A 14,133-nucleotide genomic window follows, 5' to 3' on the forward strand; every position below is an offset into this window, starting at 1 on the left:
GATTCGTGCTATGGGGACTGATGGCTTCGTCATCCCTCGAGCAGTCTTGGTCGTCCCTCTGGATGAAACGTTTCTCCCGTCAGGAGCCGCGACTGCGGTTCGATTTGGGCGGTGACGGATGGGATGGTGATGATCATCCGATCCCACGATTTCTGCAGGCCTTCCGCCGCGCTATCGCTATAGCCGACGCGCTTTTTCAGAACGGATGCCATGCCGTCGTCGCCTCGGTCGATGATGCGGCGAATCCCGCCGACCCGCACCATGTGCCGTCTGCGGCCGCGTTCGCGACTTTGCGGGCAAGCGGATTCCAGGCCGCCTATACGAGCGAGTGGCAAAGCGTCCTCTATCACGACGGATCGGACGAAGCCTATCAGTGGACTCTTCGCGGTTGCCGACTGGACAACGACAAGGTCGCACGCGACTGCCTGATTTGGCATAGCATCGCGGCGGAAATGCCGATCTCGCCGAGCGCGCCGATTGTGGCATTCCTGCTCGATCCCAGTGCCGGAACGATGCTCCACATCTACGACGATCGTGGCATGGACGTCATGGCGCATGACGCCGCGGCGCTACGCGTGCTTCACGCGACCCATGCGGATTGGCTACTCGGTCACGACCGCGGACGTATAAGCGCGATATTCGATATGGACTGACCGCCGTTCGGCCCGCCCAGACTTTACATCGTCCTCGGGTCCGGTCCGATCCGCCCATCCGCATCGTCCAGCGCGTCGATGGCGGCCATATCCTCGTCATCCAGCGTCAACTCGATCGCGGCGAAATTGTCCGCCATATGCGCGGCATCCGCCGCCTTGGGGATGACCGACAGGCCGTGCGCCAGATGCCAGGCGAGCACCACCTGCGCCGCCGATCGGCCATGCTTCTCCGCGATGGCGACGATCTCGGGCGTCTTGAGTACGTCGCCGCCCTGCCCGAGCGGGCTCCAACTCTGGGTCACGATGCCCTTGGCTTCATGATAGGCCCGCGCCTCGCGCTGCTGGAAGCGCGGGTGGAGTTCGATCTGGTTGACGGCGGGCACCACCCCGGTCGCCTCGATGATCCGGTCGAGATGCTCGGGCAGGAAGTTCGACACGCCGATCGACTTCGCCTTGCCATCCTCGCGAAGCGCGACCAAGCTTTGCCACGCCTCGACATAGGCGTTCTCTGCTGGGACCGGCCAGTGGATCAGGTAGAGGTCGACCGCCTCGACGCCCAGCAACGCCAGGCTTTCGTCCAGCGCCGCCTCGGCATCGCGGTGGCGGTCGTTCCATAGCTTGGTGGTCAGGAACGCGTCGGCGTCGCGCATTCCGTCGCCCACACCGCGCTCATTGCCGTATATGGCGGCGGTGTCGACCAGGCCATAACCGGTATCGAGGCCACGCCGCACCACCAGCGCAGCTTGAGAATCCGGGATCTGATAGGTGCCCAGCCCAAGCCGGGGCATGGAGCGGCCATCGTTCAGGGTCAGCTTGGTCATGGCGTCCCAAACCGGCCGCACCCCCGCGCGGTTCCGATTGACCCCCGCCCCCCGATCGCGCAAGTCGCTGGCCCCATGGTCGAGCATATTCTTTCCGCGCTGGCGAGCTTCGCCATCTGGGTCATTTCCACCGGTGGCTATCTGGGCATCATGCTGCTGATGGCGATCGAGAGCGCGTGCATTCCGCTGCCCTCAGAGATCATCATGCCGTTTGCGGGCTATCTGGTGTCGACCGGGCAGTTCAACCTCTACCTCGCCGCGACGGCGGGGGCGCTGGGGTGCAATCTGGGGTCGATCGTCGCCTATGAGATCGGCAAGCGCGGCGGACGGCCGGTGGCCGAGCGCTGGGGCAAATATTTGCTGATCGGCCCTGGCGAGCTGGACGCCGCCGACCGTTTCTTCGCGCGCTATGGTTCGATCGCGGTGCTGATCGGGCGGCTGCTGCCCGTCATCCGCACCTTCATCGCCTTTCCGGCGGGGGTGGCGCGGATGAAGCTCGTGCCCTTCCACCTCTATACCTTTCTCGGCAGCTGGCCCTTCTGTCTGGTGCTGGCGATCGTCGGGCGTGAACTGGGCGAGAAGTGGGACTCGGACCCCCGCGTGAAGGCGTTCTTCCACCGCGCCGACCTGGCGATCGGCATCGTGCTGGTCGTGCTGATCGGCCTTTATGTCTGGCACCGGGTCCGCGGGCTGAAGCGCGCACAGGACTGAACCAGCCACAGGGCGAGCGGGATCGCGACCGCCGCCCACAGGTACAGGCCGTCCCACGTCGTCCATCCCCACCAGTCGGAGGGAATGGTACGCAGGTCGCCGACCAGAAAGCGCTGCTGCATAACCGCCTGCCACCAGGCCCAGCGGAAGGTCGGCGGCGCGAAGATTTCGGCCGAGGCGATGGTCAGATTGATCACGACCGAGGCCGCCAGCACCAGCGCCAGCGCAGCCCTCTGCCAAAGCGCCCGCGCCATCACCCAGAGCGGCGCCAACCCCAGCGCCAATACGCCCGCCAGCGGCATCGCATGACGCGGGCCGGTGGCGTTGCCGCCGTCCCAATAGACATAGGCCGCGTTGACCAGCAGCGCGACGAGCGTCACCCCGGCCGCAGTCAGCGCAGCCCCGCGCGTCGCCCGTTCCTCCGCCAGCCGCCACAGCCCGATCGGTGCCAGGACCAGCACCGGCGCGACCCAGACGATCCCGCGCATCGGCCCGAACAGGATTTCACGCAAGACGGCGATCCGGGGAAAGGTCAGCCCGAATAGCCCCTGATTCATGCCCTCGAACCCGACCACGCCCGAATAGCCGATGCGGAACATGGTCCCGAAGGCGAAGAGATTATAGGCGAATAGCGGCAACAGCCCGACCAGCCCCGCCACCAGAAACGGCACCAGCGCCTTGGGGTTCGCCCGGTGGCGCGCCAGTGCCCAAAGCCCGATGACCGACCCGGCCAGCACCGCCTGATACTCGACCACCACCGCCCAGCCGAGCGCCAGCCCCGCCACCGCCAGCCATCTGCCGCCACCCCGCGCGACCCCGGCGAGCGCGATGACGAACAGCGCCGCCACACTCGCATGGCCGAGCAGCGTGGTGGAATAGCCCCAGATCGGCGTGCCCAGCGCATAGCCGAGGCCTGCGAACAACGCCGCCCCCGCGCTGCCGCTCAGCCCCAGCGCCAGATCGAACAACAGCACGGCCGCGGTCGCGGTCAGCAGCGCCGATCCGGTGGCGGCGGCGACCCGCGTGCGCAGTTTCAGATAATCGACGAACTCTGGGTCGACCGAAGACAGGACATGCCGCTCGGCCCGGTCGCCGGTGACGAGATCGGTCAACGCCACGGCGGGCAACGCCATCAGCGTCATGCCGGGCGCCTTGTCGAGATAGGCGTGCGCGCCGAACTGCGCCTTGTCGATGGTCAGCGGCGCGAACGGGTCGATGGTCGCGGTGCCGTTTTCGACCATGCGGATCGTGGCGAACAGGCGGGTCGCGTTGTTGGGGTTGAACTCCCACGATCCGAACCAGGCGCAGGAGAACCAGACCAGCAGGAACAGCCCCGCCCGAATACCTCCCAAGCCCTGCCACCGTGCCATCGGATCACCCCTTGGTTCGAGGCGGTGGGGCTAGCGGGGCGGGACATACGGCGCAATCCTCCCCGGCACGGGGAGGTGGCATCGCGCCGGCGATGACGGAGGGGGATTTCCACACAGGGCGCCCCCTGCCGCTCGCCCCCTCCACCACCGCTTCGCGGCGGTCCCCCTCCCCGTGCCGGGGAGGATTTCAATCAGGCGCTGATCGGCAGCGACGTCGTCGACTTGATCTCCGACAACGCCACGGTCGAGTTGATTTCCTGCACCCCCGGCAGGTTGGACAGCCGCTCGAAGAACAGCCGTTCGTAGGATTCGATGTCCGCCGCGACGATGCGCAGCATGAAGTCGACCGAGCCCATCAACACATGACATTCCATCACCTCGGGCACCTCGCGGATCGCGGCGGTGAACTCGTCGAGATTGGCGCGGCCATGCGCGTTCAGCTTCACCTGCGCGAAGATTTGCGCCTTCAGCCCGACCTTGGCCCGGTCGACCAGCGCGACCCGGCGCTTGATGATCCCCTCGCGCTCCAGCCGGTCGATCCGCCGCCAGCAGGGCGAGGCCGACAGCCCGACCGCCTCGGCGATGGCGGCAGTGGACAGGCTGGCATCCTCTTGCAGCAAGGCGAGGATGCGGCGTTCCCAGATATCCAGACCTTGCGACATTTCATCCTCCAAATAGCATTTTTGAGGTCATTCTAACCGAAGAATCGACCATCGGCCATGGAATCGGATCAGATTCGCCTTTTGCTTCGGGCTATTTCCTTTCCAACAGAAATTCAGGGATAAGACCGATGCTCCGCCAAGCCCATGACCCACACAGCCTGCCCCCCGAAGAGGTGGTGACGTTCCACGACAAGGACAGCGGGGCGAGCGGGGTCATCGTGCTGCACTCGACCACGCTCGGCCCGGCGGCGGGCGGGTGTCGGTTGTGGCACTATGCCGACGACCGCGCCGCGACGGTCGATGCACTGCGGCTGGCCGAGGGCATGGCGCTCAAGAACGCGCTGGCCGACCTGCCGTTCGGCGGAGGCAAGGCGGTGATCCGCCTGCCCCAGGGGCCGTTCGACCGCGCCGCGCTGTTCCGCGCGTTCGGGCATCAGGTGGCCGAATTGAAGGGCCGCTACGTCACCGCCGAGGATGTCGGGACCAGCGTCGCGGACATGGCGGAGGTCGCCATCCGCACCCGCCATGTCGCGGGACTGCCCGTGTCGGGCCAGAAGCCCGGCGGCGATCCCTCGCCCTGGACCGCGCTGGGCGTGGTACAGGCGATGCGCGTCGCGGTCAGCCAGCGCCTGGGCGCGGAGCTGTCCGACGTCACGGTCGGCGTCCAAGGGCTGGGCCATGTCGGCTATGCGCTGTGCGAACTGCTGCACGAACAGGGCGCCAAGCTGATCGTCGCGGAGCCGCGCAGCGAGGTCGCGGCGCGCGCCGCCGACCGCTTCGGCGCGATGGTGATGAGCAGCCGGGCGCTGCTGTCCGCCCGCGTCGACGTGCTGGCCCCATGCGCGCTCGGCGGCGTGCTGGACGCCGAGACGATCGCCCAGTTGCGCGCGAGCGTGGTGTGCGGCGCGGCCAACAACCAGCTGGCGAGCGAAGACATGGCCGCGCGGCTGGCCGAACGCGACGTGCTCTATGCGCCGGACTTCCTCGCCAATGCGGGCGGGATCATCAACGTGGCGGGCGAGTATCTGGGCTGGCGCACCCCCGAAGTGCGGCGCCGGGTGCTGGCGGTCGGCAAGAAGATGGCGGCGGTTCTCGCGCTGGCGGACCGGAACGGCATCACGCCCGACGAGGCGGCCCGCGCCTTGGCGCTGGAGCGGATGGCACAGGTTCCGCGTGTGCAGGCGGTGGCGGCGTAGGGGGTATTCCCGCCCTTAGTTCAATCTGAGCGAAGTCGAAGGCCAAGGGCCGAAGTGCGCCAAGCCGCCCGTGCGGGGCGTGCGCTTCGACTTCGCTCAGCGTGAACGGAGGTTGGGATACGCGGCGGAATGCACGGGGGTAGGCCCGTCAATGCCCTATGCTTTGCTAAGCTCCACCTCCGCTCAGGCCGGTCGAAGGTTTGGGTTGACGGCAAAATGCGCGGGGCAAGCTCGTCACCGCCCTATGCCATGCCTACCCCCCACCTCCGTTCAGCCTGAGCGAAGTCGAAGGCCAAGGGCTGACATCCGCCTAGAGCAGGATGACGTCAGATTAATCCACCCCTCCCCTTCAGGGCCGGGGGTGGGGCGCTTCCGCAAACGCCGTGCTTGGAGTGGGTCGACCCTATGTCATCCCAATCTAGCCGCCGCCGGATTTACGTTCTGGCTACTTTCAGCAGAAGCGGAGGTCGGACCTGCCCCCAACGCGCCACCCCGGCGAAGGCCGGGGTCCAGTTACGAGACGCCCATAAGGGCTACCAACGCGTGCCCCAAGCCTTTGCGACGATGACTCCACCTATCACGGATTGCGCGGTGTATCGTCACGCTGGCGCTGAGCGTTGGCGGCGCGGTTCTCTCGCACGCGCTGGGCGAAGCACCCCGTCGCGCCGCCAGCGCCCACCGCCGAGCAGCTGCCGATGCTATTCACACCCGCGCCCTCGTTCAGCGTCCCCGTCGCGCGCGCCGCCCAGCTCTCATTCTCCGGCGTCACCTGGAGGTCGCGCAATTCCTTGGGCACGCGGAACTGTTCCTCCGCGCCGCGCCGGACGCAGACGACGATCTCGTTGCCCTGATTGTCGGTCGGGCAGCGCTCGTTGCCGAACAGGGTCAGTACGCCGTTGACGGGGGCATTGCGCGACACCTCGCCCGGTGCCTCGATCTTCTTGGGCTTAACCGCACCGGGGGCGGCGACCTGTTGCGCCAGCGCCGGGGCCGTCCCTGCGCCTATGATCGTCATCATGGCCAACATGCCCGCGGCCCAGGACCGGTTCGTCATCCTCTCTCTCCCGCTATATCGTTCAGAGGCGCTTGGCCGCTGCGATCGCGACCTTGCAGCCCGCCCGGATCAGTCCGAACATCACCGGATAGGCGATCGCCTCTTCCGCGCCCGCGCCCAGCGCATGGTCCCGATGCTCCAGCTCCTCGGCCTGAAAATCGGCGATGGCGTCCGACAACTCGGGATCGCTGTCGCCCAACTGGTCCAGCTGTTCCTGATAATGTTTGTCGATCTCCGTCTCGACCGCCGCGGTGCAGGCCATCGCCGCCTTGGGCCCGATCGCGGCGGTGATCGCGCCCAGTGCGAAACCGGCCTTGTCCCAGAAGGGCTGGAACAAGGTCGGGCGCACCCGGCGCTCGGCGATCATCCGGTCGAAGAACGCGCGGTGGCGCTCTTCCTGCTCGGCCATGTGGTGGATCGCGCGTGCAAAGGGATGCCGGTCGCCCAGCACCGCCAGCTGTCCCGCATAGATGCGGGTCGCGCCATATTCCCCGGCCTGGTCCACCCGGACCATCGCCTTCATCGGTTCGCGCCGGTCGCCCGGCATCCAGCGAAGCTGGCTCATCGCGCCTTCCTCATCAACAGCAGGATCGCCGCCGCACCGCCCAGCGAGAAGATCGCGTTGAACCCGGCCAGCGAAATCCCGCCCAGGGTCCATTGCGCCACATCGCAACGGATGACCGGCGCCTTCAAAATCGCGTTCAGCCGGTCGGCGGCGCTCCCGCCCGTGAAACTCACCGTCGAGGTGCAAGCGGTAAAGCCCTGCCACCAGCCATATTCGACCCCGGCATGGGCGACACCGATCGCCCCCGACACCGCGATCAACAACGCCGCGAGCACGACAAGCGATCCCCGGACGCTACGCTGCGGCACGAAGAAGGCAAGGAAGGCGGGCGCCAGCGCGGCGTAATGCGGCCAGCGCTGCCAATGGCACATCTCGCACGGGTAAAGCCCGCCGATAAGCTGACTGCCCCAGGCGCCGCCCAGCAGGGCGGCGGGCAGCAGGAAGGCGATCCAGTTCGCCATGCATTCGTTGCGGGTGCGCGGGGTCGCCATCGTCACTTCACCGGCGGCTTGGTGGCGGCGGCGACCTGGGCCGCGCCGCCCAGCCGCGCGATAGTCTTCAGCGCGTAATAGAGCTGGAAGTCCTCGATCCCCTGTTTCTTCAACTGCTCCGGCGTCATCGCGAAGCGCGGATCGGTCTTGGTATCCTCTTCCAGGATCGCGTTATCGGCCTTCACCTCGTTGATGAGGTGGCGGCGCAGATCGGCCTCGCGGAAGACGGGGCGCGTCTTGTAGTCGGGATCGGAGATTTCGGGCACCTTGATGTCGGGCTCGATCCCGCCCTCCTGCACCGACCGGCCCGAGGGGGTGTAGTAGCGCGCAGTGGTCAGGCGCAGCGCTGTCTCCGGCCCGAGCGGCAGCAGCGTCTGGACCGACCCCTTGCCGAAGCTGCGCTCGCCCATGATGAGCGCGCGGTGATGATCCTGCAGCGCACCCGCGACGATCTCGGAGGCCGAGGCAGTGCCCGAATTGGTGAGCACGATCACCGGCAGGCCATGCGCGTCGTCGCCGGGCTTGGCGTAGTAACGCTCGATATCCGACTTCTCGCGACCGCGCTGCGACACGATCTCGCCGTGATCGAGGAACGCGTCGCTGACCGCGATCGCCTGGGTCAGCAGGCCGCCGCCATTGTCGCGCAGATCGACCACGTAACCCAGTGGCCGATGGCCCAGCGCCTTGTCGATCGCCATGATCGCCGCGCGGGTGTCGGCACCGGTATTTTCGGAGAAGGTGTTGATGTTGATATAGCCGACATCGCCCCGCACCTCCCACTTGACCGGGCGCTGGACGATGACCTCGCGGGTCAGGGTCAGCTCAATGGGCTTGTCGCGACCGGGGCGGACGATGGTCAGCTTGATCTTGGTACCCGGCTTGCCCCGCATCTGGCCGATCGCCTCGTCCAGTGACTGGCCATAAATCAGCTTGCCGTCGATATGAGTGATGTAATCGCCCGACTTCACGCCCGCGCGGCCGGCAGGCGTATCCTCCTGCGGCGCGATGACCTTGATCGCACCGTCCTCCATCGAGACGGTCAGGCCCAGCCCGCCATAATTGCCCTCGGTCTGGATTTTCAGATTGTCGAAGTCGAGTGCGTCGACATAGCTGCTATGCGGATCGAGCGCCGCCAGCATCCCCTGGATCGCGCCCTTGATGAGCGTGTCGTCATCGACCTTGTCGACATAATCGGCCTTGATCCGGTTATACACGTCGAGGAACCGGTCGAACTGGCGGACGGTCGAACTGTCCACGGCCGCCATCGCGGAGGTCGTGATCGGCACCATGGCCAGCGCGCCGACAAGGGCAGTAGCAGTCAGAAGCGGACGGTTCGGCAGCGGAAGTCTGAAAAGCGGGCGGGGCATCGAGGGTCCTGGACCAGATAAGCAGACCGCCTGTGTAGCGGGAAGCCGGACGCAATCAAAGCGCAACCGTGCTGAACGGGGGGTGACCGGTGGCGTTCACCGGGGCGGCGAAATGCGCGTCAGGCCACCATGGTCTTATCGTGCGCCTCTGACCGGCAGGTTCGGTTGCGGCCATCCTGCTTGGCGCGGTACAGAGCCTTGTCGGCTCGTGCCAGCAGTTCGAAGGGCGTTTCGTCCGATGCGAGGGTTGCCACACCCAGGCTGGCCGTCATCATCAATATGTGGCCGTCGGGCAAGGGCACGGTCCGGGTGGCAATCACATCGCGGAGCCGCTCGCCCAGCACCACGGCTTCGTCGAGATCCAGGTCGGGGGCCAGTACGACAAACTCCTCACCGCCGAAACGGGCAACCGCGTCCTCGCGCCGCACGCTATCGGCGAGAAGACCCCCTATGTGACGGATGACCCGATCGCCGATCGCATGGCCATAGGTGTCGTTCACATGCTTGAATCGGTCGATGTCGACGATCAGCGTCGAGAAGGGCGTGCCATAGCGGCGCGACCGATCGGTTTCTTCATGCAGCTTGGCATCCAGATACCGGCGATTGAAGAGGCCGGTCAGCGGGTCGCGAATCACATCGCGCTCCAGGGTGGAGATGCGCACGATATCGCGCGTCGTCAGGTCAGAAAGCCGGGCGACAATCAGGACGAATGCCCCGCCCGCCGCCAGGATCAGTGACACGATCACATCCGGGACCGCCACAACCGCGCCGCCGCGCAGGACTCCGAAAATGGCATAGCCCGCGATGAATGCGACGATCAGTCGGCGCAGCCACACCCAGCTCGTCCGCATACGGCCATCCCCCAGCGTGCGCAGGATGGACGCGATGGACGGCAGGGACAGGACCAGAAAGGCCATTCCCAAAACCACGGCGAACGAGACGAGCCAATTCATGGCATCGCGATACGGGGAATTACTCTAGATTAAGTTGATGGACAGGCCGTTTCGGCACTTGAGCATCGGCCAACGGTGCGCCGTCATCATGATCGGCCATGCCATTGGAGCATGATGACAATGCCTTCAATCAATGTGAGCCCCTCCCCTTCAAGGGTGGGGTGGGGCCCCTTCACGAACGCCGCGCTTGCGGATACGCCCCACCCCCGGGCTCCTCCCCCTGAAGGGGATGAGAGCATCTTATGTCATCTTGCTTTAGCGGGGCTTGTTTTGACTGGTCTTTCCACGCCCTGAGACGGGCGCGGAAGTGCCTGAGTCCGTCCTGTTCGCCCAGCCGATGATAGCGCGTTATGGCCTATATCTGTCCATGGCGTGAAACAGCCCCAAGACTATCCGAGCGCTCACCCCAGCAGGGCGGCAATATCCATCGGCCGCCCGTCGCGGCGCAATTCGACCGTCACGCGCGGCTCGACACCGGCTCGTCCCCGTCCCGCCCGGCCGAGGACCGCCCCCGCTGTGACATGGTCGCCCGGTTTGACCGCGATGCCGCCCAAGCCGGTTACCAGGCTGGTCCAGCCGGTGCCGTGATTCAGGATGACGATCCCGCCATAGCCCCGGAACGCGCCTGCATAGCGGACCTCGCCGCCCGCAGGCGCGACGACCGGGGCGTAGGGGACGGTCGTTAGGGTGATGCCGCGCGCCCGCACGCCCGAGTCTGAAATCTCGCCGAAGCCACCTGCCACCCGGCCCTGCACCGGCAGGCGATAGGTGCCCGGCGCAATGGCGGGTCCCATCACGCCAGCACCGAGCGGGCGGGAGAGGGGTCCGGGCAGCGCCAGCAGTTCGCCCGCTATCGCCTTCGCTTCGCCGCGTTCGGCCATGCGGTCGACGATGTCGCGCGCCGCCTCGCCCAGCGCCAGCGCGCGGTTGGATTCGTCGATGGCGACCTGCCCCAGTGCCTCGGCGCGGCCGCGATGGCTCGCCTCTAGCCGGGCCAGCGCCTGGCGTTCGCTCTCCAGCTTGGCGGTGGTTTCGGTGAGGGCGCGCGCCGCCACCGTCACTTGTGCCCGGACCCGGCGGGTGGTGGCCAGTTCGGCGCGGACGGTGGCGGAACGCTGCGCGATGACGGGGGCGACGGTAGCGAAGACCGCACGCACATGCGCCAGATCGGCGACCGAACCGGGCTGCGCCACCGCCGCGACCGGGGGACGCGCGGCCATGCTCTGCATCGCGGCCAGCAGATGCGCGAGCGGGGCCTGCGCGCTGGCCAGTTTCGCCTGTTGCTGCTCGAGCAGCCCGGCGACCAGATCGACGCGGGCGCGGGCCGCCGTCACCTCGGCCTCCGCCGCTGCGACGCGGGCGGCCATGGCGCGTTCTTTGGCCTGGGCGATGGCGGCGGCGTTGCGCTCGGCTCCGGCCTGTTGCTCCAGCGCCTGGGCTCGCGCCTGCGCTGCCGCCGCACCCGCACGGGCATCGGCCAGCCGTCGCTGGTCGGCGGCGATGTCGGTCGCGCCGAGCAGCGCCAGGGCCGCCAGCGCCAGCACGCCATGCCGCCGCCTCACGCGTTCAGCCTTCGCGATGATAGGGGTGGTTGGCGAGGATGCTGGTCGCACGGAACAGCTGTTCGGCCAGCATCGCGCGCGCCATCATATGCGGCCAGGTCGCCCGGCCGTAGGAGATGAGCAGGTCGGCGCGCGCCCGGTCGGCATCCTCGAAGCCGTCCGCCGCGCCGATCATGAAGCGGCACTCGCGCACGCCATCATCGCGCCAGCGCTCCAGCCGACGCGCGAAATCCATCGAGGACAGGTTCTCGCCCTTCTCGTCCATCAGGACCAGACGCGCCTGCCCCTCCAGCGGCGGGACCTTGCCGCCGGTGTCGGGGAGTTCGGTGACCTTGGTCGGCCAGCCGATCCGTTTGATATAGCGGTCGACCAGCTCGGCCTCGGGCGAACGGCCGATCCGCCCGCGCGCGACGATATGCAGCAGCACGGGCGGACCTTGGCGTGAATCAGGGGTTACGGTCGGCCGGGCTGGCCGGGGGAGTCGGCGCATCGCCGAACGCCCACATGCGCTCCAGATTGTAGAAGGTGCGGACCTCGGGCCGGAACAGGTGGACGATGACGTCGTTCGCGTCGATCAGCACCCAGTCGGCGGTCGGCAGCCCCTCGATCCGGACCGAACGGCCGAACTCGGCCTTGATCTTTTCAGCGAGTTTCATCGCCATCGAGGCGACCTGCCGGGTCGAGCGACCGCTGGCGATCACCATGAAATCGGCAATCGACGATTTGCCCGCGAGCGGGATCGAGATCGTCTCCACCGCCTGGTCGTCATCCAGCGACGCGAGGATCAGGCGATGCAGCGCCTCCACCTCGGCGGGATCGGACGGACGCGGCGATTGCGGGGAAGTGGCCAAGTGAGCTCCTGTTCAGGGGACGTTTCGGCCCATATGCCGAAACCAGTCCGGATCGCGGGCCCGAAGGCCCGTGGCAGAAGTCGGGTCGGGGCGGAAGCGCAACAGCACGAAGGCCGGCAAACTCCACATCGTCCAGTTCTTCGCCTGGCCCGGACGCCTCTGGAAACGCCTGAACCAGCCCAGCGCGGGTGTCGTGTGGGCGGCCGCATTGTAGCCCGGACGGCCGATAACCGCAATCGGGATCGCGCGGGCAATATCGCGCCACCCGCGCCAGCGATGAAATTGCTGCAGATTATCCTCGCCCATCAGCCAGATGAACGTGTGGCCGGGATAACGCCGGGTGATCGCGCGCACGGTGTCGAGGGTATAGCGGGTGTGCAGTTCCTGCTCGATCGCGCTCGCCCGGATCGGCGCGCGCTGGGCCATTTTTTGCGCCGACGCCAGCCGCGCGGCAAAGGGCGCCATGTCGCTGGCGCCGTCCTTCAGCGGATTGCCGGGCGATACCAGCCACCACACCTCGTCGAGATCGAGCGCGCGCATCGCGTCCAGCGTGATGCGGCGATGCCCCTTATGGGCGGGATTGAACGACCCGCCGAGCAGACCAATCTTCACCCTCTGATCTGCCCGGTCCCGCGCCCGACCCACTTATAGGTGGTCAGCCCTTCGAGCGCGACCGGACCGCGCGCGTGCAGCCGCCCGGTGGCGATGCCGATCTCCGCGCCCAGTCCGAACTCGCCGCCGTCCGCGAACTGGGTCGATGCGTTCCACAACACGATGGCGCTGTCGACCTGCGCCAGGAAGCGCTCGGCGATCGCCTCGTCCCGCGCCACGATCGCGTCGGTATGGTGCGATCCATGCGCGGCAATATGCGCCATCGCGCCCTCTACCCCATCGACCAGCGCAACGCTGGCGATCGCATCGAGATATTCGGTGTCCCAGTCCTCGGCCGTGGCGGCCTCCAGTCCGGGCACGATCTCGCGGATGTCGGCATCCCCGCGCACCGTGCAGCCCGCGTCGACCAGCGCGGCGACCAGCTCGGCGGGGTGGCAATAGGCGCGGTCGATCAGCAGCGTCTCCATCGCCCCGCAAATGCCGGTGCGGCGCATCTTGGCGTCGCGCACGATCCGCGTCGCCATCGCATGATCGGCCGAGCTGTCGACATAGACATGGTTGATCCCGTCGAGATGCGCGAGCACGGGCACCTTCGCCTCGGCCTGTACCCGCGCGACCAGGCTCTTGCCGCCGCGCGGGATCAGCAGGTCGATCAGCCCGTCGGCGGCCAGCATCGCGCCCACGGCGGCGCGGTCGGTGGTCGGCACCAGCTGCACCGCATCCGCAGGTCCCCCCGCCGCCGTCCAGCCCCGGACGAAAGCGGCGTGCAGCGCGCGGTTGCTGTGCACCGCCTCCGACCCGCCGCGCAGGATCGCGGCATTGCCCGCCATCGCGCAGAGTGCAGCGGCGTCGACCGTGACGTTGGGGCGGCTTTCATAGACAATGCCGATCACCCCCACCGGCACGCGGACGCGCGATAGGTTCAGGCCGTTGGGACGGGTGCGCTCGTCGATCCGCTCGCCGACCGGATCGGGCAGTGCCGCCACGGCTTCGACGCCCGCGACGATACCGGCGATCCGCGCTTCATCGAGCGTCAGCCGGTCGAGCATCGCGGCGCTGAGGCCGTTGGCCGCGCCAGCCGCCACGTCGCGCGCATTGGCCTCCAGCACCGCCGGGGTCGCCTCGCGGATCGCTGCGGCGGCAGCACGAAGGGCGTTCGCCTTCGCCTTGGTCGGCATCTGCGCCAGCGTGACGGCGGCGCGGCGGGCGCGCTGGCCCATATCGGCGATCAGGGCGGGGATGTCGTGGTGGTCGGCCATGCAGGG

16 protein-coding genes are annotated in these 14,133 nt (G+C 67.4%); 3 read left to right on the forward strand and 13 right to left on the reverse strand.

Annotated features, from left to right (window positions below; translation table 11 throughout):
* Positions 1 to 62: 62 nt before the first annotated feature.
* Positions 63 to 653 (forward strand): DUF3885 domain-containing protein, encoded by a 591-nt coding sequence (locus KV697_RS08010; protein WP_219020836.1) that lies wholly within the window; start codon positions 63 to 65, stop codon positions 651 to 653.
* Between the two features lie 23 nt (positions 654 to 676).
* On the opposite strand, the gene KV697_RS08015 is transcribed toward KV697_RS08010, so the two are convergent.
* Positions 677 to 1,474, reverse strand: a complete 798-nt coding sequence (locus KV697_RS08015) for an aldo/keto reductase (RefSeq protein ID WP_219020837.1) — start codon at positions 1,472 to 1,474, stop codon at positions 677 to 679.
* A gap of 75 nt (positions 1,475 to 1,549) precedes the next feature.
* Between KV697_RS08015 and KV697_RS08020 the strand changes: the two genes are divergently transcribed.
* Positions 1,550 to 2,185: a DedA family protein gene (locus KV697_RS08020; RefSeq protein WP_042483974.1), complete on the forward strand. Its 636-nt coding sequence runs from the start codon at positions 1,550 to 1,552 to the stop codon at positions 2,183 to 2,185.
* Here KV697_RS08020 and KV697_RS08025 read toward each other — a convergent pair.
* Together KV697_RS08025 and KV697_RS08030 are read right to left on the reverse strand one after the other, a co-directional pair.
* Entirely contained in the window at positions 2,140 to 3,555 is a 1,416-nt protein-coding gene (locus KV697_RS08025) for a hypothetical protein (RefSeq protein WP_219020838.1), read from the reverse strand. The two genes, KV697_RS08020 and KV697_RS08025, sit on opposite strands and share 46 nt — an antisense overlap.
* 191 nt (positions 3,556 to 3,746) lie before the next feature.
* A complete protein-coding gene (locus KV697_RS08030; RefSeq protein ID WP_219020839.1) occupies positions 3,747 to 4,217 on the reverse strand; it encodes an Lrp/AsnC family transcriptional regulator in 471 nt (156 codons plus the stop codon).
* A gap of 128 nt (positions 4,218 to 4,345) precedes the next feature.
* Between KV697_RS08030 and KV697_RS08035 the strand changes: the two genes are divergently transcribed.
* A complete protein-coding gene (locus KV697_RS08035; protein ID WP_219020840.1) occupies positions 4,346 to 5,413 on the forward strand; it encodes a Glu/Leu/Phe/Val family dehydrogenase in 1,068 nt (355 codons plus the stop codon).
* Between the two features lie 577 nt (positions 5,414 to 5,990).
* Here the strand turns inward: KV697_RS08035 and KV697_RS08040 are convergent.
* From KV697_RS08040 to KV697_RS08085, 10 genes are all read right to left on the reverse strand, one after another.
* On the reverse strand, positions 5,991 to 6,431 hold the full coding sequence (locus tag KV697_RS08040; protein ID WP_257575725.1) for a hypothetical protein: 441 nt from the start codon (positions 6,429 to 6,431) through the stop codon (positions 5,991 to 5,993).
* A 58-nt stretch (positions 6,432 to 6,489) separates the two neighbouring features.
* Positions 6,490 to 7,032 (reverse strand): demethoxyubiquinone hydroxylase family protein, encoded by a 543-nt coding sequence (locus tag KV697_RS08045; RefSeq protein WP_257575726.1) that lies wholly within the window; start codon positions 7,030 to 7,032, stop codon positions 6,490 to 6,492.
* Positions 7,029 to 7,523 carry a disulfide bond formation protein B gene (locus tag KV697_RS08050; protein WP_219020842.1) on the reverse strand — a complete coding sequence of 165 codons (495 nt, stop codon included), beginning with the start codon at positions 7,521 to 7,523 and terminating at the stop codon, positions 7,029 to 7,031. The genes KV697_RS08045 and KV697_RS08050 overlap by 4 nt, the downstream gene beginning before the upstream one ends.
* A 2-nt stretch (positions 7,524 to 7,525) precedes the next feature.
* The gene (locus KV697_RS08055) at positions 7,526 to 8,812 is read right to left on the reverse strand and encodes a S41 family peptidase (protein ID WP_219020843.1); all 1,287 of its coding nucleotides are present in this window, start codon (positions 8,810 to 8,812) and stop codon (positions 7,526 to 7,528) included.
* A 197-nt stretch (positions 8,813 to 9,009) separates the two neighbouring features.
* Complete coding sequence (locus KV697_RS08060; protein WP_219020844.1) at positions 9,010 to 9,807, reverse strand: GGDEF domain-containing protein; 798 nt, start codon at positions 9,805 to 9,807, stop codon at positions 9,010 to 9,012.
* 437 nt (positions 9,808 to 10,244) lie between these two features.
* Positions 10,245 to 11,405, reverse strand: coding sequence for a murein hydrolase activator EnvC family protein (locus tag KV697_RS08065; protein WP_219020845.1), 1,161 nt, complete (start codon positions 11,403 to 11,405; stop codon positions 10,245 to 10,247).
* Positions 11,406 to 11,409: 4 nt separating this feature from the next.
* Positions 11,410 to 11,832, reverse strand: a complete 423-nt coding sequence (locus KV697_RS08070; RefSeq protein WP_042483928.1) for a 23S rRNA (pseudouridine(1915)-N(3))-methyltransferase RlmH — start codon at positions 11,830 to 11,832, stop codon at positions 11,410 to 11,412.
* 19 nt (positions 11,833 to 11,851) lie between these two features.
* A complete protein-coding gene (gene rsfS, locus KV697_RS08075) occupies positions 11,852 to 12,256 on the reverse strand; it encodes a ribosome silencing factor (RefSeq protein WP_219020846.1) in 405 nt (134 codons plus the stop codon).
* 12 nt (positions 12,257 to 12,268) lie between these two features.
* Complete coding sequence (locus KV697_RS08080; protein ID WP_219020847.1) at positions 12,269 to 12,868, reverse strand: nicotinate-nucleotide adenylyltransferase; 600 nt, start codon at positions 12,866 to 12,868, stop codon at positions 12,269 to 12,271.
* On the reverse strand, positions 12,865 to 14,127 hold the full coding sequence (locus KV697_RS08085; protein WP_219020848.1) for a glutamate-5-semialdehyde dehydrogenase: 1,263 nt from the start codon (positions 14,125 to 14,127) through the stop codon (positions 12,865 to 12,867). The genes KV697_RS08080 and KV697_RS08085 overlap by 4 nt, the downstream gene beginning before the upstream one ends.
* Positions 14,128 to 14,133 lie beyond the last annotated feature (6 nt).

Source organism: Sphingomonas sanguinis, from assembly GCF_019297835.1.
In the GTDB taxonomy this organism is placed as follows: domain Bacteria; phylum Pseudomonadota; class Alphaproteobacteria; order Sphingomonadales; family Sphingomonadaceae; genus Sphingomonas; species Sphingomonas sanguinis_D.